The organism is Mesorhizobium sp. P3_A9 (assembly GCF_056402975.1).
Genome location: NZ_JBFUGJ010000075.1, coordinates 1 through 20,865, shown reverse-complemented (window position 1 = coordinate 20,865; position 20,865 = coordinate 1). Strand labels below are relative to the sequence as shown.

The 20,865-nt window shown below is 62.9% G+C and carries 17 protein-coding genes; 12 read left to right on the top strand and 5 right to left on the bottom strand.

From position 1 onward, the window contains the following. Positions 1 to 34 precede the first annotated feature (34 nt). On the bottom strand, positions 35 to 2,101 hold the full coding sequence (locus AC1DX0_RS13400; RefSeq protein WP_477355685.1) for an FUSC family protein: 2,067 nt from the start codon (positions 2,099 to 2,101) through the stop codon (positions 35 to 37). 45 nt (positions 2,102 to 2,146) lie between these two features. Next, entirely contained in the window at positions 2,147 to 4,201 is a 2,055-nt protein-coding gene (gene parE / locus AC1DX0_RS13395; protein ID WP_477355682.1) for a DNA topoisomerase IV subunit B, read from the bottom strand. A 237-nt stretch (positions 4,202 to 4,438) separates the two neighbouring features. Here parE and cpaB point away from each other — a divergent pair, with 237 nt between their 5' ends. The 12 genes from cpaB to AC1DX0_RS13335 all read left to right on the top strand — a co-directional run bounded on the left by cpaB (position 4,439) and on the right by AC1DX0_RS13335 (position 16,543). After that, complete coding sequence (gene cpaB / locus AC1DX0_RS13390; RefSeq protein WP_477222359.1) at positions 4,439 to 5,371, top strand: Flp pilus assembly protein CpaB; 933 nt, start codon at positions 4,439 to 4,441, stop codon at positions 5,369 to 5,371. 30 nt (positions 5,372 to 5,401) lie between these two features. Continuing rightward, entirely contained in the window at positions 5,402 to 6,853 is a 1,452-nt protein-coding gene (locus AC1DX0_RS13385) for a type II and III secretion system protein family protein (protein ID WP_477355679.1), read from the top strand. A gap of 4 nt (positions 6,854 to 6,857) precedes the next feature. After that, the gene (locus AC1DX0_RS13380) at positions 6,858 to 7,127 is read left to right on the top strand and encodes a hypothetical protein (RefSeq protein WP_477222361.1); all 270 of its coding nucleotides are present in this window, start codon (positions 6,858 to 6,860) and stop codon (positions 7,125 to 7,127) included. Between the two features lie 35 nt (positions 7,128 to 7,162). Then, positions 7,163 to 8,377: a CpaE/TadZ family protein gene (locus AC1DX0_RS13375; RefSeq protein ID WP_477355676.1), complete on the top strand. Its 1,215-nt coding sequence runs from the start codon at positions 7,163 to 7,165 to the stop codon at positions 8,375 to 8,377. Further along, on the top strand, positions 8,374 to 9,795 hold the full coding sequence (locus AC1DX0_RS13370; RefSeq protein ID WP_477222363.1) for a CpaF family protein: 1,422 nt from the start codon (positions 8,374 to 8,376) through the stop codon (positions 9,793 to 9,795). Before AC1DX0_RS13375 ends, AC1DX0_RS13370 begins: the two co-directional genes overlap by 4 nt. 5 nt (positions 9,796 to 9,800) lie before the next feature. Beyond that, positions 9,801 to 10,766, top strand: a complete 966-nt coding sequence (locus AC1DX0_RS13365; RefSeq protein WP_477222364.1) for a type II secretion system F family protein — start codon at positions 9,801 to 9,803, stop codon at positions 10,764 to 10,766. A 1-nt stretch (position 10,767) separates the two neighbouring features. Beyond that, the gene (locus tag AC1DX0_RS13360; RefSeq protein ID WP_477222365.1) at positions 10,768 to 11,733 is read left to right on the top strand and encodes a type II secretion system F family protein; all 966 of its coding nucleotides are present in this window, start codon (positions 10,768 to 10,770) and stop codon (positions 11,731 to 11,733) included. 81 nt (positions 11,734 to 11,814) lie between these two features. Beyond that, on the top strand, positions 11,815 to 12,411 hold the full coding sequence (locus AC1DX0_RS13355; RefSeq protein ID WP_477222366.1) for a hypothetical protein: 597 nt from the start codon (positions 11,815 to 11,817) through the stop codon (positions 12,409 to 12,411). A gap of 114 nt (positions 12,412 to 12,525) precedes the next feature. After that, the gene (locus AC1DX0_RS13350) at positions 12,526 to 13,353 is read left to right on the top strand and encodes a PA3715 family protein (protein WP_477355673.1); all 828 of its coding nucleotides are present in this window, start codon (positions 12,526 to 12,528) and stop codon (positions 13,351 to 13,353) included. A 158-nt stretch (positions 13,354 to 13,511) separates the two neighbouring features. Continuing rightward, positions 13,512 to 14,612, top strand: coding sequence for an acyltransferase family protein (locus AC1DX0_RS13345; RefSeq protein ID WP_477222368.1), 1,101 nt, complete (start codon positions 13,512 to 13,514; stop codon positions 14,610 to 14,612). 114 nt (positions 14,613 to 14,726) lie between these two features. Continuing rightward, entirely contained in the window at positions 14,727 to 15,203 is a 477-nt protein-coding gene (locus AC1DX0_RS13340) for a hypothetical protein (RefSeq protein ID WP_477355670.1), read from the top strand. 164 nt (positions 15,204 to 15,367) lie between these two features. Beyond that, positions 15,368 to 16,543 carry a GGDEF domain-containing protein gene (locus AC1DX0_RS13335; protein ID WP_477222370.1) on the top strand — a complete coding sequence of 392 codons (1,176 nt, stop codon included), beginning with the start codon at positions 15,368 to 15,370 and terminating at the stop codon, positions 16,541 to 16,543. A gap of 6 nt (positions 16,544 to 16,549) precedes the next feature. On the opposite strand, the gene gcvP is transcribed toward AC1DX0_RS13335, so the two are convergent. The 3 genes from gcvP to gcvT are packed head-to-tail and all read right to left on the bottom strand — an operon-like array spanning position 16,550 to position 20,852. Continuing rightward, positions 16,550 to 19,360 (bottom strand): aminomethyl-transferring glycine dehydrogenase, encoded by a 2,811-nt coding sequence (gene gcvP / locus AC1DX0_RS13330; RefSeq protein ID WP_477222371.1) that lies wholly within the window; start codon positions 19,358 to 19,360, stop codon positions 16,550 to 16,552. Between the two features lie 17 nt (positions 19,361 to 19,377). Further along, a complete protein-coding gene (gene gcvH / locus AC1DX0_RS13325) occupies positions 19,378 to 19,746 on the bottom strand; it encodes a glycine cleavage system protein GcvH (protein ID WP_477222372.1) in 369 nt (122 codons plus the stop codon). A gap of 5 nt (positions 19,747 to 19,751) precedes the next feature. Further along, entirely contained in the window at positions 19,752 to 20,852 is a 1,101-nt protein-coding gene (gene gcvT / locus AC1DX0_RS13320) for a glycine cleavage system aminomethyltransferase GcvT (protein WP_477355688.1), read from the bottom strand. Between the last annotated feature and the right edge of the window lie 13 nt (positions 20,853 to 20,865).

Genomic DNA, 20,865 nt, shown 5'->3' with positions numbered 1-20,865 from the left:
ACGCACGTGGGCACGCGCTGGTGATCGCGGCTGCCTAGCCTCGGTCCTTTGCGAAAAAATCCGGAAAATCCTCGATCGCGGCGGCGATTATGCGCAATGACGCCGCGATCTGCAGCACGTCGCCGGAGGCGTTTCGCTGAGCGATGGTCGCCGCATATTGGCGGGCAACGGCGACGGTCGCTGTCTGCGGATCGCCAGGGGCTCGAAAGAGCAGCTCGCGCGCCAGACCCCTCAGAAAGGTGGCAATCGAAAGCGCGGTTTCGGACGGGACGACATGGCCTTGACTTGCGCTGCGCAGCCGCAGGATCTCCAGGCCGACCGTGACGGCGGCGACGCCGCCGCCCAGGACCGCATCGCCCTTCCTGCCGGAGTTCTGCACCAGCGGCATCARCTGGTTGAYGCGGTCATAGGCGAGGCTCTCGAAAGCCGAACGCCTCGGCACGCGCTCATGCAGGCAAAGCCGTGCCAGATCCTCGCGCATGGCCCGCACGATCCGGTTTGCCGCGAGCCACGGATCGGCGGGTAACACGACAATGAAGACGCCGATCGCCAGCAGAATACCAACCAGCACCGACGCCGAGCCGGCGAAGAACGGGCCAGGATCGTAGGTCATCGCCTGATGCGGACTGAGGAAAGCGAGGAAGTTGATGGCAAAGGCCGTGGCCACGCCGACATAACGCGGATTGGCCATGCCCAGCGCCGTTGGCACCAGGATCGGCACGACAAACAAGACGAACCAGCCGAAGCCGGGCAGGGCAGGCATCGCGATCTGGCCGACCAGAAAGGCAAAGGGCAAAGCCAGCAGCGTTCCCTTGAAGAAGCCCCAGGAAACCTGCACCGGATCGGGGCGGGCGGCGAAAAGGCTGGATACGACGGCAACGAGAATGACCGTGCCCGCCGCCTCGGACCATTTCGTCGTCAGCCAGAAGGCCGCGACCAGCAAGGTGGCAAGGGCGGCGCGCACGGCATTTCGCGATGCGCCGGGGTAGTCGCGATGAACCACCAGAGCAGGCTGCCTGCTGCCGCGGACCGGGCGCGTGACCGGAGCGCGCAAGGCGTCGAGACCACGCAACACCTGCTTGAAGGCCTCGGCGAAATCGGCGGCGATGGTGAGACGGGTGATGGTGCCGACCCTGTCGTCGCCCTGGTCGACCGAGGCATCGGGAATTTGCCGGGCCTTGGCCGAGATCGCGTCGAGTTGTTCTACCCAAGGCGCCGTATCGTCGAGTGCGCCGGGCTTTGCCGCCAATTCGCTGACAAGGGCCTGCAATTCCGAACGCACCGGGACAAGTGCGGCATTTTTCGGAGCGGCGTGCGAATGCAGCGCGCGTGCCGCCGACAAGGCGGAGAGCAATTGTCCGATGGTGCGCCGCACCGGGTGGGCACGTGGCGCGAAGCTTGGCGCTTCCAGCCTGGCATAAGCGCGCATTTCGCCCAGTGTCTGGGTGTCCGCGACGAGTTTGCGATGCAGTGCGGAAAGTGTCGCTGTATCACCTCCCGAGAAGGCGCCTGCGGCGTAGGTGGCGAGATCGAGAATGCAGCGTTTCAGCCGCGAGATGATGGCGTCGCTGGCCAGTTTTGGCAGGATCAGCCGGCTGGTCAGGCCGGCGCAGACAATGCCGAGCACGATCTCCGCACAGCGCGCGACGGCGAGGTCGACGACGAGGTGTGGTTGTCCGAAGGCCGGCAGGCCGATGATCATCGCTGTGTAGCCGGCAAGGGCAGCACCATAGGCTTCGGGATTGCGCAGCAGTGACGAGACGAAGGTGCAAATGCCGATCCAGACGGCAAGCACGGTCACCAGCACCCATGGGTTGGTGCCGAACACCGTGGTGATGCCGATCGCTGCGACGCCGCCGGCCAACGTGCCGAGCAAGCGGTAGAAGCCCTTCGCCAGCACCATGCCGGCGACGGGCTGGGCAACGATGAACACCGTCATCATCGCCCATTGCGGGTGATCGAGCTTCAGCGCATAGGCGGCCAGCAGCGCGATCAGGCCGGCTGAAACGGTGCGCAGGGCGAAAATCCAGTCCGAGCGCGTCGGCTGTGTCAGCCCGGCCAAACTCGTCTCGAAATAGGTTTTCAGCCGCACCCAGGTCACATTGCTTATCTCCGCAAGTTGAGCCTGTTATGGACCGGCGGGTGGCTAGATATCCAGCACTTCCGTCGCAGCGAATTCGGCGCGTTCCTGGATGAAGCGGAAGCGGGCTTCCGGCTTGGTACCCATCAACTCATCGACCCTGTCCTTGGTGGTTGAATCGATTTCGTTCACGTCAACCCTGAGCAGCGTGCGCTTCCTCGGATCCATGGTGGTCTCTTTGAGCTGGGCTGCCATCATTTCGCCCAGGCCCTTGAAGCGGCCAAGTTCGACCTTGCCGCGCCCGGTGAATTCGGTGCGCAGAAGCTCGTCCTTATGTGCGTCGTCGCGGGCGTAGGCGACCTTGCCACCTTGCCGGATCGAGTAAAGCGGCGGCACCGCCAGATAGAGATGGCCGCCACGCACCAGCCCCGGCATTTCCTGGTAGAAGAAGGTGATCAGCAGCGAAGCGATATGAGCACCGTCGACGTCGGCGTCGGTCATGATGATCACACGGTCGTAGCGCAGATCTTCGTCGCGGTACTTCGAGCGCGTGCCGCAGCCGAGCGCCTGGATCAGGTCCGATATCTGCTGGTTGGCGGCCAGCTTGTCATTGCCGGCACTGGCGACGTTGAGGATTTTTCCACGCAGCGGCAACACGGCCTGGCTGGCGCGGTCGCGCGCCTGCTTGGCCGAGCCGCCGGCCGAGTCGCCTTCGACGATGAAGAGTTCGGCGCCGGCCGCCGCATTCTGCGTGCAATCGGCGAGCTTGCCCGGCAGGCGCAATTTGCGCACCGCGCTCTTGCGCGACACTTCCTTTTCCTGGCGCCGGCGCACCCGCTCGTCGGCGCGCGCAATCACCCATTCAAGCAGCTTCGAGGCTTCCTGCGGATTGTCGGCCAGCCAATGGTCGAACGGATCGCGGATCGCGGTCTCGACAATGCGAATGGCCTCGATCGTCGCCAGCCTGTCCTTGGTCTGGCCGACGAATTCCGGTTCGCGGATGAACACCGACAGCATGCCGGCCGCCGAGATCATSACGTCTTCSGWGGTGACGATCGAGGCGCGCTTGTTGCCGACGAGATCGGCATAGGCGCGCAAGCCACGCGTCAGCACGTTGCGGAAGCCGGCCTCGTGGGTGCCGCCTTCGCCGGTCGGGATGGTGTTGCAGTAGGAATTGATGAAGCCGTCGCCGCCGAACCAGGTCACCGCCCATTCGAGGGAGCCATGGCCGCCTTGTTTTTCGCTTTTTCCCGCGAAGATTTCGCGCGTCACCTGGAAGTCGTCGCCGAGCGATGCCTTGAGATAATCCTTGAGGCCGCCGGGAAAATGGAACTCCGCCTTTGCCGGCGTCTGGTCCTTTTCCTTGATCAGCGAGGGATCGCAGGTCCAGCGGATCTCGACGCCGCCGAACAGATAGGCTTTCGAGCGCGTCATGCGGTAGAGCCGCGCCGGYTCGAASGCCGCGCCCTTGCCGAAAATCTGCTCGTCGGGATGGAAGCGGATTTTYGTKCCGCGCCGGTTRTGGACCTCGCCKAGSTGCTCMAGGCCGGTCACCGGGACGCCGCGCGAAAAGCGCTGGCGATAGAGCTGACGGCCGCGTGCGACCTCGACCTCGAGATGGTCCGACAGCGCGTTGACCACSGASACGCCGACGCCRTGCAARCCGCCSGAKGTCTCGTAGACCTTSGAGTCGAACTTGCCGCCCGAATGCAGCGTCGTCATGATGACTTCGAGCGCCGGCTTCTTGAATTTCGGRTGCGGRTCGACMGGAATGCCGCGGCCATTGTCGGTGACGGCCAGATAGCCRTCGGCSGWCAGCTCGACRTCGATGAAGGTSGCRTGGCCGGCGACCGCCTCGTCCATYGAATTGTCGATGACCTCGGCGAACAGATGGTGCATCGCCTTGTCGTCGGTGCCGCCGATATACATGCCCGGCCGGCGGCGCACCGGCTCCAGGCCTTCGAGCACCTCGATGTCGGCGGCGCTATAGCCCTCGCTGCCATCCTTGGTCGCGGCCGGACGTTTGGCGGCCTGCACCAGCGGGTCAGCCGGGCGCGCGGGTGTGCGAACCGGCTGTGGCTGCTTGTCCATGTTGCCGAAGAGATCGTTGTTGTCGTCCATGCCTGCCATCGGGTCCGATGCTGCGAATCACCCGTCGATACTGCCACGCTTTGCGGCGCCAAGCGACGGAGGTTCCTGTTACGTTCGGGGATTTGACCCGTCTTATCCTAAAACCATTCGATAACCAAGCGGGCGGAAATAGGTCGAATGCAGCCGCACAAGATTCCTGATTCTTTAACAATGCGGCCTAGCGTGAGCCCAACATAATAAGAAACTGCGGGCATCAGGGGTTTCGGCGTGAGGGGCAAGGCCATAACGATGATCGGCATCGCCGCCGTTTTCGGCGCGATCTCGATCTTTGCCGCGGATTTCTGGGTCAAGAGCCAGGCCAAGCCGGATGCCGAGGAGAAGACGGCGTCGATCGCCGCTCCGGCACCGCCCAGGATCGAGTTCAAGACCATCGTGGTGGCGAACGCGCCGTTGCGCTACGGCATGGAACTCGACCGCGCCAAGCTCAGCGAAATCCCGTGGCCGCAGGATTCGCTGCCACAAGGGGCATTTCCCACCATCGATGGGTTGCTTGGCGAAGGCAGCCGCGTGGTGCTGTCGCCGATCGAGGTCAACGAACCGGTGCTGCTGACCAAGCTGTCGGGTCCGAACGGCCGCGCAACGCTCTCCAACATGATGACGCCCGGAATGCGGGCGGTCACCATCCGCACCGACGAGATCGCCGGTGTCGGCGGCTTCGTGACACCGGGCGACCGCGTCGATGTCGTGCTGACGCGCGATGCCGGCGAAATCCAGGAAGTCGCCAAGAACGCACAAGGGGCGGCCGGTTCGACCATCACCTCCGAGATTGTCGTCGCCGACGCCAAGGTACTGAGTGTCGGCCAGGGCGCCGACGTGCGCCAGACGACGCCGCAGGTGACCAATTCCGTGACCATCGAGGTGACGACCGAGGGCGCGCAGAAAGTGGCGCTTGCCCGCACCGTCGGCACGCTGTCGCTGTCGCTGCGCTCCGCCAGCGAAGGCGGCGACGGCAAGGACGGCGTCACCACCATCTCTTCCTTCGGCGGATCGGTGGCGGCCAAGGCTCAGGCCGCGGCCGGTTCGCTGTTCGATGCGATGACCAAGGAGCCGGAGAAGCCGAAATTCAAGACGATCATCGTGACGCGCGGAACGAAGGCCGAGGAATATCAGGTTCCTGCGCGGGACCAGAACCAGAAGTAAAGGCCGGTGGGGACCGGACGGGACAGGGCAATGTTGATGCGTACCCTATATCGAATGACGGGCCGGTCGCGCTTCGTGCGCACGCTGGCAATGGCGGTTGCGGTGGCTGCGAGCGGCATGCTTGCTCTGCCCGGGGCGGCCAAGGCGGACAATGACATCGTCTATGTCTCGTCGACCAAGAATGCGTCGATCAAGGTCGCCAAGGGCAAGCCCAAGACGATCATAACGAGTGCCGCCTTCTACCAGATCGTCATCGGCGATCCGGAGATCGCCAACGTCAATCCACTGACCGACAAATCCTTCTATGTGCTCGGCAACAATCTCGGCACCACCGGCATTGCGCTGTTCGACGAGAAAAAGCAGCTTGTCGGCACGGTGGATATCGAGGTGACGCTCGACACCGACCAACTGGCCAGCACCATCCGCGCCAGCGTGCCGGATGCCAAGATCAAGGTCGGCTCCGCCAACGGCCGTGTCGTGCTGTCGGGCGAGGCCGATGACGCGGTCGCCGCCGAAAAGGCAAACAAGATCGCCACCCGCTTTTCCGGCAACGAGGAGGTGATCAACTCGGTCAACATCTCGTCGTCGCAGCAGGTCCAGCTCAATGTCCGCTTTGTCGAGATCAACCGGCAGGCAGGGCAGGATCTCGGTGCAAAATACAGCGCCAATTTCGCCTATGGCCTCGGCGGGCGCAGTGTCGTGCTGAACCCCGATGGCGCGTCGGTGCCGACGGCAGGTACAGGCGAGATCATCGGCAGCCTGCTGTCGAACGGCGTGTCCGTCGATATCGCCGTCAAAGCGCTGGAGGAGCGCGGCCTAGCCCGTATGCTGGCCGAGCCCAACCTGATCGCGCGCTCCGGACAGACCGCGAGCTTCCTCGCCGGCGGCGAATTTCCGATCCCGGTTTCGGAGGACAATGGCAAGATCTCCGTCACCTACAAGAAATACGGCGTCAGCCTGGACTTCACGCCGACTGTGCTCAAGGACGGGCTGGTCAGCCTCGACATCGCGCCGGAAGTCTCCTCGATCGATGCGTCGGCGTCCTACAACATCGGCAACATTTCGGTGCCGGGCTTCACTGTCCGCCGCGCCAAGACGTCGGTCGACCTGAAGAACGGCCAAAGCTTCATGATCGCAGGGCTGCTGCAGTCGCAAAACGACATCACTACCTCGCGCATTCCCGGCCTCGGCAAGATGCCGGTCCTTGGATCACTGTTCTCGTCGAAATCCTACCAGCGGCGCGAGACCGATCTGGTCATCCTCGTCACGCCCTATCTGGTCAAGCCGGTCGATCCGTCGAAGAAAATGGCCGAGCCGACCGATGGTTCGCAGCCGGCCAGCAATGYCGACTAYTTYCTCAACAACACCGAGGAAGTGAAGACGTCGGACACCGGTCGCGCGCTGGCGATGGCCGATGGCAGCGCCGCACGGACCGCTCCCGCCACCACGGTCGGGCACTTCCTCGACCTGCCGAAGGACTGAAGCCATGCGACTGGTCCTGAAATCGAGCATCGCCTTGCTTCTTGCCGGTCTGGCCGGCGGCTGTACCAGCGACGATTACACACGCAGCGAAGGGGTGACGACCGGCCCCGGCAACGCGCAGGCCGCCAACACCGTCATGCAGATGGTCGATCCGTGGAAATACGGCGTCCAGAACACCAGGCTTCTCGTGCCTGCCAAGCGCGGCGACGCCGGACCGGTCACGCCCGATCAGGCCGCCGCTTCGAAGACATCTCAGGCGACCACGGGCAACTGACCCCAAAGGGCGATCAAGCCCACAGGCTGACAAAAATGGCTAACGGCATCAAGACCAAGAAGATCCTGCTCGTATCGACGGACAGGACCTTCGTGCAGGACACGCGGACCGCATTCGCCGCCTCCGAGATCATCCAGCTCTCGGCGGTGGAGAAGAGTGTCACGGAGTTGCGTGGCGAGATCCAGGAGASCGATTTCGGYGCCMTCATCGTCGACATGGAYGCMGCRARGCTSGARGAGRTCGAGTCGCTGCAGCGCATCATGCGCCGGCTGGAGGGCAAGACGCCGGTYGTCGTCGTCACCCAGGAATTCAACGCCGCMGCSGTGCGCATCCTGGTGCAGCTCAAGGTCGCGGACTTYCTGGTCAAGCCGATCACCACSGCCGATCTGGTGCGCTCSGTCRTSCGCGCSCTGCAAGGGCCGGGGCGTGAGGAAAACACCGAGTCGCAGATCTACACCTTCATGCCGGCGGCCGGCGGCGTCGGCACCACGACACTGGCACTGCAGACCGCCTTCCAGTTGCACCACTCGGTGACGCGCGGCGCCTCGACCTGCGTGGTCGACCTCAATTTCCAGCAGGGCGCCTGCGCCGAATATCTCGACCTCGAGCCACGTTTCGACATCACCGAGATCGAGAACCAGCCCGAACGCCTCGACCGGCAATTGCTCGACGTGATGCTGTCCAAGCATGCCAGCGGCCTTTGCGTGCTGGCAGCGCCGACGCATCCCTCGGAGATGCGTTCGTTCAAGACCGATGTCGTGGTGCGCATGCTGGACCTCGTTTCGGCCTATTTCGACAATGTCGTCATCGACATGCCGCGCACCTGGTTTCCCTGGACGGAGACCGTGCTGCTTGGCTCCAACAAGCTCTATATCGTTGCCGAGATGACGGTGCCGTGCCTGCGCCACACGCAAAGGCTGATCCAGGCGGTCTATGAGACCGCCGGCAAGGAAGTGAAGCCGAATGTCATCGTCAACCGTTTCGAGCAGAAGATGTTCGACAACGGCATCAAGCAGGCGGACGTCCAGGAGATTCTCGGCGAACATTTCGTCGGCGGCATCGCCAACAATTACCGGCTGGTGCGCGAGGCGGTCGATCGCGGCGTACCGCTGCACGAGATCGACCCGAACGCCAATGTCRTCAACGATYTSAAGAARATCATCCTKCCRGAAGARGCGGTCGCGACCGGGGTCAAGTCGAAGTCGCTGTTCAGCTTCGGCAAGGGTCTACTGAAGAGGAAGGCCGGATGACCAGTCGTTTTTCCACCCTGCAGAACCGCGACGCGCGCCCGCTCCGTCCCGCGGACTCGACCCCGGTGGCGCATCATGCGGTCGTCATCCCGACCAACCGCAAGGCGTTGGCGGCAAAGCCGGACATCGCCCCGGCAAAGAGCGCCAACAAGGTGCTCGATGCGCGCGTGCGCATTCACCGGATGCTGCTCGAGGAAATCAATCTCGTCGCGCTGGAGCGTTTGCCGAAGGAGGAGATGCGCCGGCAAGTCCATGATTTCGTTTCGGAAAAAACCCGCCAGGAGCGGATGGCGATCAACACCGTCGAACTCGAGGCGCTGGTCGACGACATCGTCGACGAGATGGTCGGTCTCGGTCCGCTCGAGCCGTTGCTCAAGGATCCCGACATCAACGACATCCTGATCAACGGCCACCAGAACTGCTTCATCGAAAAGAAGGGCAAGCTGCAGAAGGTCCATATCCCGTTCAAGGATGAGGCGCATCTGCTCAGAATCGTCAACAAGATCGTCGCCGCGGTCGGTCGCCGGGTCGACGAATCGCAGCCGATGGTCGATGCGCGCATGCTGGACGGCTCGCGCTTCAATGCGGCCATCCGGCCGGTCGCCGTCGACGGACCCCTGGTGTCGATCCGCAAATTCTCCAAGAACAAGCTTGGCCTGCACAAACTGGTCGAATTCGGCGCCATCACCCAGAACATGGCCGAAGTGCTGGCGGCGGCAGTCCACGCTCGCAAGACGACGATCATCTCSGGCGGCACCGGCACCGGCAAGACGACGATGCTCAAYGCGCTGTCGGCCTTCATTCCCGARGACGARCGCTTGATCACCATCGAGGAYGCGGCSGARCTGCAGCTGCAGCAGCCGCATGTCGCGCGCATGGAAACGCGCCCCGCCAACATCGAGGGCCATGGCGAACTGAAGCAGCGCGATCTCGTCAAGAACGCGCTGCGCATGCGTCCCGACCGCGTCATCCTCGGCGAGTGCCGCGGCGAGGAGGCGTTCGACATGCTGCAGGCGATGAACACCGGCCATGAAGGGTCGATGGCGACCATCCACGCCAACACGCCGCGCGACGCCATTTCACGCCTCGAACAGATGCTGGGCATGACCGGTATGCCGATGACGGTGCAGTCGATCCGCAGCCAGATCGCCAGCGCTATCGACATCATCGTCCAGCTGACCCGGCTTTCCGACGGCAAGCGCAAGGTGACAAGCGTCGCCGAGGTGACCGGCATGGAAGGCGACGTCATCCAGATGCAGGAGATCTTCCGCTTCGTGCGCACCGGCATGGATGCCGATGGCGGCATTCTCGGCTATTTCGAGGCGACCGGCATCCGGCCGCGCTTCCTGGAGGATCTGCGCGCCATGGGCATCGAGTTTCCCGGACGCTATTTCGAACCCGGCCGGCCGCAGGAGTAAGCCTGGTGTTCGATGGGCTGAGCGCAATCTATGTCGTCTATGCCGGAGCAGCACTCACCGGCATCATGATCGCCGAGGCCTGCTATCTCCTCTATGCCGGCCGCAGCGACAAGCGTACCGCCATCAACCGGCGCATGAAGCTGCAGGAAAACAAGATCAGCCAGGAACAGGTGCTGACCCAGCTGCGCAAGGAGCGCGGGCTCGACGCAGGCACCTCGCTGTTCTCGCCGGACCGGTTCCGCGCGCTGCGCACGCAGTCGGGCATGATCATGCCGTTGTCGAAATTCCTGATGATAACCTCGGGCGTGGCGATGGGCATGACGCTGGTCGCCATCTGGTATGGCCTGCCGCTGCTGATGGGGCTGCTGCTGTTCGCCGTGCTGATGCCGTTGGTGCCGGTGATGGTGATGCGCTTCAAGCGCAAGCGCCGGCTCAAGCGCTTCGGCATGCAACTGCCCGAGGCGCTGGAGCTGATCACGCGCGGCCTCAAGGCCGGTCACCCGGTGCCGGTGGCAATCGCCATGGTGTCGCGCGAGATGCCCGATCCGATCGGCACCGAATTCGGCGTCATCGCCGATGAGGTGACCTATGGTTCCGATCTGGTCTCGGCGTTGAACTCGCTGTTCGACAGGGTCGGCCATGAGGATCTGCCGCTGTTCATCACCGCCGTCTCGATCCAGTCCAGTTCGGGCGGCAATCTGCGCGAAATCCTCGACGGCCTCGCGCTGACGATCCGCGAGCGCGGCAAGCTGCGCCGCAAGGTGCGCGCCATCTCGACCGAAGGCCGCATGTCGGCCTACATCCTGACGGCGATCCCGGCGCTGCTGTTTGCCGCCATCATGGCGCTGATGCCGGGCTTCTACCGCGATGTCTGGGACGAGCCGAAAACCTGGTACCTGATCGGCGGGTCGGTGACCTGGCTGATTCTGGGCAATCTGATGATGTTCAAAATGTCGAATTTCAGGTTCTGACATGCAGGGCTTGATCGAATTCCTCGCCTCGCTTGCACCGACCTCCTTGATGCCGGTGGCAATCCTGCTGTTGGCCCTGGGCTCCATCGCTGTCGCCTGGCCGATGGTGACAGCGAAGGGCGACCGCAACGACGTGAAGCGCCGGCTCAAGGTCGATCACGGTCCGGTGGTCGTGAAATCCGAGCCGCTGCAGAAGAAGAACGCCAACGTCGTGCGCGAGAAGGCGGTGAAGCGGGCGCAGGAATTCTACGCCAGGAGCGATCCGGAAAATGTCGCCCGGCTGCGCATGAAGCTGATTCAGGCCGGCTATATGGAGCCGCGTGCCGTCGGCACGTTCTTCATCATCCGCTTCTCGGCGCTGGTCGTCGGCGCGATCGGCGCCTTTGTCCTCAACCAGTGGCTGGCCAGCGCCGAAGCGACGATGACCAGCCGCTGGGCGTTCGTCATCCTGTCGGGCGTGGCCGGCTATTTTCTGCCCGGTCTGGTGCTGACCCAGAAGGTGCGGGAAAAGATGCGCGAATACCGCAACGGCTTTCCCGACTTCATGGATCTGATGATCGTCTGCTCGGATGCCGGCATGAGCATGGAGGCAGGCATCGAACGCGTTTCGAAGGAACTCGCCAAGACTTATCCTGCGCTCAGCCAGAACCTGCAGCTGGTGTCGCTGGAACTGCGGGCCGGGCGCAGCCTCGACGATGCGCTGAAGGCGCTCGCCGACCGCCTCAGCCTGGACGAGGTTCGCTCCTTCGCCACGCTTTTGCAGCAGTCGAAGGAACTCGGCACCAGCCTGTCGGGCGCACTGCGCGTCTTCTCCGATGAAATGCGCCACAAGCGCATGTCGCTGGCCGAGGAAAAAGCGCACGCTCTGCCGGCCAAGATGTCGATACCGGTGACGGTGTGCATCCTGCCGGTGGTGCTGATGATCGCGGTCATCCCGATCATCGTCAAAATGACGGGTCACCATTAGGATGCTCATAGTGGTGGCGCAATAGCGCCTAGCCCAAGAGAGGCGTTGAAGTGCACTGTCACCCCAATTCGGCAAGACGCTATGAGCTATTCGATCATACAGCCGCCCTTTACCCTGAATTTCCGAGATATGTCGGCCGATGACTTGAAGAACTATCGACGATGGTTTTTTAAATCCATGCCGTCCAGGCTGGTTGAACTGCGAGGCGCGGTGAACTCAGACCCTAATTTCGGGGCTTGGAAGCCAGATCATAGCCGAACCTCCCTCGAGGCCTTGGGACAATGGCTCTCCCATCAAGTGGAAACGAGAACGCGCACGGCCGAAGAGGTCGACCGGATCAAAGAAAGTGCAGCTTTCGATTTTGGCGTTCCCGCAGAGGAGCTTACAAATAGGACATTTTCCCTTGCGATGGATGCGGGGATGTATTTTGGCGAAACGCTCAAAAGCCAATACCTGCATCTCAAGTGGGATCAGCCACTTAAGAACAAGAAATTCGCCGATTTTGGCCAAGTGGTTCTGGTTGGGTTCGGGAGGGCAAGCCTAAACCCTGTAAGAATTGTTGTGACCTTCTGCTACGGCATCGCTAGCGGCAAGCAGGCGCTCAAACGCTTGGATGAGGTTTTCGGATACTGGTCCAACCTGGCCAATGAGGCGAAAGGAGCAGCGATCGCTGGATAAAGTGGTAGCGGCCCACAGGGATTTGCGAAATCGACAAATGATCATCGACAAACGCAGAGCAGGGGCCGACAACCATCATCCTGCCMGAACGCGATCCTGCGACGTGAGAGCCCCATGCGAATACTGTTTCTTGCCGCCGCTCTCGCCGCAGCCAGCCTGTTGCCCGCCCGGGCCATGGCCGACGATTGCGGCGATGCTGCCGCGCTGTTGCGGCAGGCCTATCCCAAGGTTCAGAAAAGCACCGACGGCCGCTCGTTCACGCTCGAACCCCATACCAGCATTGCGCTGGCGGTCCCGCAGGACCTTACGCCGGGCATGGTCTGCAAGGTCTGGCCTGCCCATGACGATCTGCTGCTGGTCGCAGTGCCGCTGATCGACAGCGCCAAGTCCAGCGACGGCGAGCATTTTGGCGATGTCGAGCTTCTGGTCGTCGACAGAAAGACCCTGCAGGTGCGCCAGCGCCTGCTGCAGCCCGGATTGATGAACGACGATGCCATCGCCATCCGCGGCATCGAATTCGATACCGGCCGTGATGGGCTGGCGCCCGGCGTCACCGCCTTCGGCCTGCGTATCGATATGGCCAACCATTCGCAGCCCAATCCCTTCAGAGAAACCGACCTGCGGCTCTATGCCGTCTCCGGCAATGCGCTGCACGTGGTGCTCGACGGCCTTATCGTCGCCGGCTTTGGCGGCGAAGGTGACACCAATTGTGCGGGATCCTTTCATTCGAGCCAAGTCAGCCTGGCGATGAGCCCGACGGTCCATCGCGGCTACCACGACATCATCGCGGTCGAGCGGAAGGATACCGACGAGCCAGCTCCCGACAAGGATGGCGAGTGCCAGTCGCATCCCGGCAAGTCGGTGAGCCGAACCTACCGGCTGCGCTTTGACGGCAGCCRCTATCCGGTTCCGGCCGCGCTCAAGGTGCTGGACACGCCGTGAGAGCGCCGCTTGCGCTGAGATTTGAGACGTCGTGACCGCCCGGCAGTCTCCGCCCAATGTAAAGGTTAGTTATCGAACTTGTGTTAGCTACCAACTGTTGGCGCTTCACTTTGCCGGTTGGCGTGCTTCGTTCGTGAATCCATCTCAGGTCCTGAAACATGTCGCCTTCGAGAAGCAACATTGGCGAACTTCGAACCGACCAGCTTGATGGTTTGAGATGTCTGGCGTTCGCAATGGTGTTTTTTTCCCATTTCAAGGCGCCTGCCGATTATACCACACTTGTCATGATCCAGACGCAGGGGTGGGTTGGGGTCGAAGTCTTCTTTGCCCTGTCCAGCTTCCTGCTCTTTCGGCTGTTCGAGCAGGAACAGGTACGAACAGGAACAATTTCCATCTCGCAATTCTTCGTGCGAAGGCTGTTGCGCATCTATCCGTTGATGGTGCTTTTCCCGCTTGCGATGCTGCTCATCTACGGCGCCGACAATCCTGCCGCCTACGGATGGCTTCTCGGTGTGGTCTCGTTCGTCGGCAACTATATCTACTGGTTTCCGGAGGTCGGATGGTCGCTCAGATACACCGGCCAGCTCTGGTCGCTATGCTATGAATTCCAGATCTATCTGTTTTTGCCCTTTTTGTTTCTCATGTACCTCAAGGTCGGCCAGCGCGCCCTTGCCATGGGCCTGCTTTGCATTCTGCCCTTGTGCCTGCTTGGGCGAGCGGCATTCGTGCTGAGCGGGCTGTCCTTTCAGATGATCTATATGACACCGCTTCTGAGGCCCGAATCGACGATCGTCGGGATTCTCATCGCCATGGGCCTGACCAGAAAATTCCCTCTGCCGATGGTCGCCGCTGCATTCCTGGCAAGCGGCATCGGACTGGTCGTCCTTCCTCATGACCAGATTCCCGGCGGGCCGGTCTACGTCTTTCTCCTAGCGGGCATTTTTGCTGGTTCGCTGCTGCATTTGGCGCTGTATGCGAAAAACGTCGCCAGCCTGCTGCGCTGGCCGCCATTGGCGTATCTTGGAACGATTTCCTTCGGCCTCTATGTTTTCCACCCCTGGTCATTTGAGGAAGGCAAGGTCCTGCTGGGGTTGGTCCATATTCCGGAAACCTACACCACGACCTGCCTGGCGGGCCTGGCGCACTGCATTCTGCTGGCTACATTGAGCTACCGGATGCTGGAACAGCCGCTGTTGAGACTAAAGCCGCGTCAACCAGCGCGTCTGCCGGGGTTTGAGGCGTTGCGGACCAATGGTTAATGGCCGGTATTCTAGAAACCAAATCTTAGCTGCATTTCGGCACCGAAGCTTAATCGCTGTGTTGTAGTGTCTTTCCTGAAGAACGACCCGACAAATCGGGCGACGGGGCAGGGCATGCGTCAGACACAATTTGCGGCGGTGGCCACGATGGCGGCCGTCTTGATGATCACCGGGTGCACGACGAACAACAACAGCGTCGACACGACCAAGACCACAGCCATTCAACCGACGGCAAAGACCGTCGACACCTCCGATCTGGCGCAAGGCAAGGCGCAGTTTCGCGATGCCAATTACGGTCTCGCCGARMAGCATTTCCGCAAGGCGGTCGAGCTGAAGGCCGACAATGCGGAGGCCTGGATGGGGCTCGCCGCTTCCTATGACGAACTCGGCCGCTTCGACTTTGCCGACCGCGCCTACGGCCAGCTCTTGAAGGTCGCCGGCCGCAAGCCGCAGATCRTCAACAATATGGGCTATTCGCAACTGYTGCGCGGCAACAAGAAGAAGGCCAGGGCGCTGCTGCTCGAGGCGAAGGCCGGCATGGCCGACCCCACGGTCGTCAACGCCAATCTCGCTCTGCTGAACAAGGGTTGATGCCGCGTCCCCGCACCGGTCTTGGTTGCGGCACAGGCGGTGTCGACGCTTTGTAAACCCTAACCTCAGCTTGGGTCGAAAGATCGGCTGAAAACGATGTCCGAGGGCTGCCGCTGACCTAGAATGCGGCGTAACCGCCGACGCTCGAGAGGCCTCCGTCCGATATGCTGGATTTCAGTTCGCTCCTGCTCGCGGCCGCGCTGTCGGGTACCTGTCTGGCCGTCACCATGTTTGCGATCTGGTTGACCGCGCCGCGGGCGCGTTTCGTGCTGACGGTGGCGTGCGGCATTCTCGTGCTTGTCGCGCATGTGATCCTGTTCTGGCGCTACACCAAGGAGCCTGATCCGCTGCTTTGCCAGATCGCGCTGGCGCTGCTCAGCTTGGGCTTCCTGATCCTCTGCATTTCGGCCATGCAGTATCTCGGCGTGCCGGACTACAGGCGTGCGATCGTGCCGACATTTGCCGCCATGGCTGTCTGCGCGGCGGTGACCTTCGTCGGCCTTGACGGTATCGGCTTCGTCGTCACCTACGCGACGGTCACCGTGCTGCTGTCGACGATCGGAGCCATGTTCTGGGTCAATGGCAGCCACGATCGCCGGATCCTGCTGGTGGTTTCGTTCCTGAGCGGCACCTGCGCGGTGTCGTTTGCGCTTTGCGGCGTTGTTCTGATGGCCAAGGGGCAATGGACGCTCGGTGCGGCGCCCGACAACTGGGCCGAACGTTTGAATTCCGTCGTTGCGGTGGCCTGCATGACCGGTCTCGGCGCCTTGACGCTGTCGCTGCACCATCTGCAGGCGCAGATCGAGCTGAAGGCCGAGACGATGACCGATCCATTGACCGGGCTGATGAACCGTCGCGGGTTGACATCGCACTATGGCGAGCGGCCCTTCGGTCCGTTCATGGCTGTCGTCATGTTCGACCTCGATCACTTCAAGAGGACGAACGACGTCTACGGTCACCCGGTCGGGGACCAGGTTCTGTGCCGCTTCGCCGCTGTCATCAGGAAATATGCCAGGACAGGCGTCGACGCCTTTCGCCTGGGTGGCGAGGAGTTCGCCATCGTCATGTCGCGGATGACGGAAGAGCGGGCCCATGATCTCGCCAGCAAGATCGGCGTTGCCTTCGGCACCGAAATCGTTGCCACCCCACTCGGTCCGTTGCGCAGCACGGTCAGCGGCGGTATCGGCTTTGGCGGCGCCGACGGCAGCAGCCTCGACGAGGTGCTGGCCGAGGCGGACGCAGCACTCTACGCGGCCAAGCACGCCGGCCGAAATTGCGTCATCAGCCACAAAAGGATGGGCAAGGCCGAACCGGTCAGGCCGGCCTTGCGCTCGGCATAGAGCGGGCTACTCCGCCGCTCCGAGATAGTCCGACAGCGGCGGGCAGGAGCAGACCAGATTGCGGTCACCGGCGACATTGTCGATGCGCGACACCGGCGGCCAGTATTTGGCCGCCGTGTCAGCATCGCCGGCGGGATAGGCCGCTTCCAGCCGCGAGTAGGGGTGGTTCCACTGGCCGGCCAGCACCTCGGCGGCGGTGTGTGGTGCGTTGACCAGCGGATTGTCGGTCAGCGGCCACTCGCCCCTGGCGACTTTCGCCGCTTCACCGGCGATGGCAATCATCGCCTCGCAGAAGCGATCAAGCTCGCGCTTGGGCTCGGACTCCGTCGGCTCGACCATCAGCGTGCCGGCGACCGGGAACGACATGGTCGGCGCGTGGAAACCGTAGTCGATCAGGCGTTTGGCGATGTCGTCGACRCTAATGCCGGCGCTCTCCTTGAGTACGCGGGTGTCGAGGATGCATTCATGCGCGATGCGATCGTGCCGGCCTTTGTAGAGCAGCGGGAAGTGCGGCGCGAGCCGCGTCGCCACGTAGTTGGCCGAGATGATGGCAGTCTCCGTCGCCTGCTTCAGGCCAGCAGCACCCATCATACGGATATACATCCAGGTGATCGGCAGGATGGAAGCGCTGCCGAAGGGTGCGGCCGACACGGCATGCACCGAGCCTTCGGTGACATGCCCCGGCAGATAGGGTTTCAGATGCGCTTTGACGCCGATCGGACCGACGCCCGGGCCGCCGCCGCCATGCGGGATGCAGAAGGTCTTGTGCAGGTTCATGTGGCAGACATCGGCGCCGATATCGGCGGGACGGGCAAGTGCTACCAGCGCGTTGAGGTTGGCGCCGTCGAAATAGACCTGGCCGCCATGCTCATGAATGAGGGCGCAGAGATGGCGCGCGCCTTCTTCATAGACGCCGTGCGTCGAGGGATAGGTGAACATCAGCGCCGCGAGATTTTTGGAATGCTCGTTGGCCTTGGCCCGCATATCGTCCATGTCGATATTGCCGTCCTCCAGGCAGCGCACGACGACAACGCTCATGCCGGCCATCGCAGCACTTGCCGGATTGGTGCCATGCGCGGAAGAGGGGATCAGGCAGACGGTGCGATGGCCTTCGCCGCGCGAGCGGTGATAGGCGCGGATGGCGAGCAGGCCGGCATATTCGCCCTGGCTGCCGGCATTGGGCTGCAGGCTGACGGCGTCGAAGCCGGTGATTTCCGACAGCCAGCCTTCGAGCTCGCCGATCATGGCGCGATAGCCGGCCGAATGGCTAGACGGCGCGAAGGGATGCAGATTGGCAATGCTTGGCCAACTCACCGGCATCATTTCGGCCGCCGCGTTGAGCTTCATGGTGCAGGATCCGAGCGGGATCATCGAGCGGTCGAGCGCCAGATCCTTGTCGGCCAGCCGGCGCAGCAAGCGCATCATGTCGGTTTCCGACTTGTTTTCGTTGAAGACCGGCTGGGTCAGAAACTCTTTTCCACGCGGTTTGCCGGGAACGGTGCTGTCGGCGGAGACCCCGGCCTTGGCGCCGAACAGGGCCGCGATCGCGTCGAGATCGGCATCGGTCGAGGTCTCGTCGAAGCTGATGCCGACATGGTCGGCGTCGATGACGCGCAGCAGCCGGCCAGTCTTTTCGGCGGCGGCCGCAATCTGGGCGGCCTTGCCCTTCGCCTCCACCGTCACCGTGTCGAAGCGGCTGGCGCCCAGCACCGAAACGCCTGCCGCCTTCAGGCCGCTTGCCAGGCGGTTGGCCAGCGCGTGGATACGCCCGGCAATCGCCTGCAGCCCGGCGGGGCCGTGCCAGATGGCATAGGCCGTTGCCATGTTGGCGAGCAGCGCCTGCGCCGTGCAGATGTTGGAGGTCGCCTTGTCGCGGCGGATATGCTGTTCGCGCGTCTGCAGCGCCAGCCGGTAGCCGGGGCGCCCCTTGCTGTCGGTCGATTGGCCGACGAGGCGGCCGGGCATCAGGCGCGTCAATCTGTCTGACACAGCGCAATAGGCGGCGTGCGGGCCGCCAAAGCCCATCGGCACGCCGAAGCGCTGCATCGGACCGACCGCGATGTCGGCGCCGAGTTTCGCCGGCGCATCGGTCAGCGTCAGGCCAAGCGGATCGGCGATGAAGACGACGATGGCGCCGGTGGCGCGGGCCTTGTCGATCGCCGCCTTGTGGTCGCCATAGACGCCAAACGTGTCGGGCCAGGAAACAAGCAAGGCAGCCGTGTTGTCGTCGATCGTCTCGCCGTCGATCTCGATGCCGAGCGGTTCGGCGCGGGTGCGCACGACATCCAGCGTCTGCGGATGCGGCGCGCCGGCAAGGGCCACCTTGGTCCGCTTGTCGCGGTGATGGCGCAGCGCAATGCCGACCGCCTCGGCGACCGCTGTCGCCTCATCGAGCAACGAGGCCGAGGCCACCGGCAGGCCGGTCAATTCGGTGACCAGGGTCTGGAAATTGAACAGCATTTCCAGCCGGCCCTGGCTGATCTCGGCCTGATAGGGGGTATAGGCSGTGTACCAGGCSGGRTTCTCGAACAGATTGCGCTGGATGACCGGCGGTACATGGACACCGTGATAGCCGGCGCCGATGAAGCTCTTCAGCACCGTGTTGCCAGCCATGGTCGCCGACAATTCGGCCAGCGCTTCGGCCTCGCTGGCCGGCGCGGGCARKGTCAGCGGCAGGTCGAGGCGGATCGACTGCGGCACCGCCTGGCTGATCAGCGTCTCGATTGAGGGAACGCCAATTACGGCAAGCATGGCTCTGACATCGTTAACGCCCGGACCGATATGGCGGGCCGAGAAAGGGTAGGGTGCTGCGGTCATGTCAATACGTCCTGTTATCAGCCGATATGGGCTTTGTAGGCGGCCTCATCCATGAGGCCGGCAAGCTGGCTTTCATCGGCAAGCTTCATCTTCCACAGCCAGCCGGCGCCGGTCGCCGCCGAGTTGACCAGCGACGGGTCGGACGACAGCGTGCCGTTGGCCTCGGTGATCTCGCCATCGACCGGCGCGTAGACATCGGAGGCCGCCTTGACCGATTCGACCAAGACGGCGGTATCGCCTTTGGAGAGTTTCTTTCCGGTCTCAGGCAGTTCCACGAAGACGAGGTCGCCTAGCTGCTCCTGCGCGTAGTCGGTTATACCGACGGTGGCGATACCGCCTTCGACGCGGAGCCATTCGTGATCGGATGTGAAATAGGTCGTTGCCATGGAATTCATCCTTTGCGGTAGCGATGAGGGGTGAAGGGCAGGGAACTGATATCGACGGGGATTTTCGTGCCGCGCACATCAGCGAAGACCCGTGTGCCGGGCTTTGCCAGCGCTGCGGCGACATAACCCATGGCGACCGGATGTCCGGCCGAGGGGCCGAAGCCGCCGGATGTGACATGGCCGGCGGGGTTGCCGTCGGCGTCGAACAGAGGAGCGCCTGCGCGCACCGGCTGACGGCCTTCCGGCCTCAGCCCGACGCGCTTTTGCGCCGGGCCGCGTTCGACGGCGGTGCGCAAGGCATCGGCGCCGATGAAGGCGCCGGAAGCGCGGATCTCCTTGGGAATTGCCCACATCAGCGCGGCCGCGGCTGGGTCGGTCTCCGGCGTGATGTCCTGGCCATGCAGGCAAAGCCCTGCTTCCAAGCGCAAGCTGTCGCGCGCCGCAAGGCCGATCCACAGCACGCGCTCATCTTCCAGCAGCTTCGCCACAAGGTCGCGTGCATCAGCCACCGGCAGGCCGATCTCGAAACCATCCTCGCCGGTATACCCCGACCGGCTCAYGAACCAGTTTTTCCKSGGCTCGACACCGTGCATGAACAGCAGCGACCCGGTCTCGATGCCCGCGCGGGACAACACGGCCCAGGCCTCAGGTCCCTGGATGGCCAGGAAGACGCGGTCGAGCGGCTCAACCTTCACATCGAAATCAGCGGCCAGCGCGCGCAGATGCTTTTCATCGGCCACCGCGTTGCCGGCATTGGCGACCACCATGAAGCGCTCGTTGCCGAGGCGGGTGACGATCAGGTCGTCGAGGATGCCGCCGGCTTCATTGAGGAAGAAGGACAGCTTCGACTGCGAGATTTCGAGCGTGCCGGCATCCAGTGGGCAGGCGCGGTTGAGCAAGTCAATCGCGCCTGGCCCGCTGACCTCGAACAGCTTCATGTGCGAGATGTCGAACAGGCCGGCATGTTCGCGGGTATGAAGATGTTCCTTCATGACACCGGCCGGATAGGTCAGCGGCATCGACCAGCCGGCAAAGGCGCCGAAACGCGCACCGGCGGCTGTGTGTATTTCTTCGAGTGGGAGGTGTCTGCTGTCGTCGCCCGTCATGTCATCTCCAGAG

What these genes read in the sequence shown, in the direction of transcription:
- AC1DX0_RS13360 (WP_477222365.1), top strand. Translation starts at nt 10,768, where the DNA reads ATGCAGGGCTTGATCGAATTCCTCGCCTCGCTTGCACCGACCTCCTTG.
- AC1DX0_RS13345 (WP_477222368.1), top strand. Translation starts at nt 13,512, where the DNA reads ATGTCGCCTTCGAGAAGCAACATTGGCGAACTTCGAACCGACCAGCTT.
- AC1DX0_RS13355 (WP_477222366.1), top strand. Translation starts at nt 11,815, where the DNA reads ATGAGCTATTCGATCATACAGCCGCCCTTTACCCTGAATTTCCGAGAT.
- AC1DX0_RS13380 (WP_477222361.1), top strand. Translation starts at nt 6,858, where the DNA reads ATGCGACTGGTCCTGAAATCGAGCATCGCCTTGCTTCTTGCCGGTCTG.
- AC1DX0_RS13335 (WP_477222370.1), top strand. Translation starts at nt 15,368, where the DNA reads ATGCTGGATTTCAGTTCGCTCCTGCTCGCGGCCGCGCTGTCGGGTACC.
- gcvH (WP_477222372.1), bottom strand. Translation starts at nt 19,746, where the DNA reads ATGGCAACGACCTATTTCACATCCGATCACGAATGGCTCCGCGTCGAA.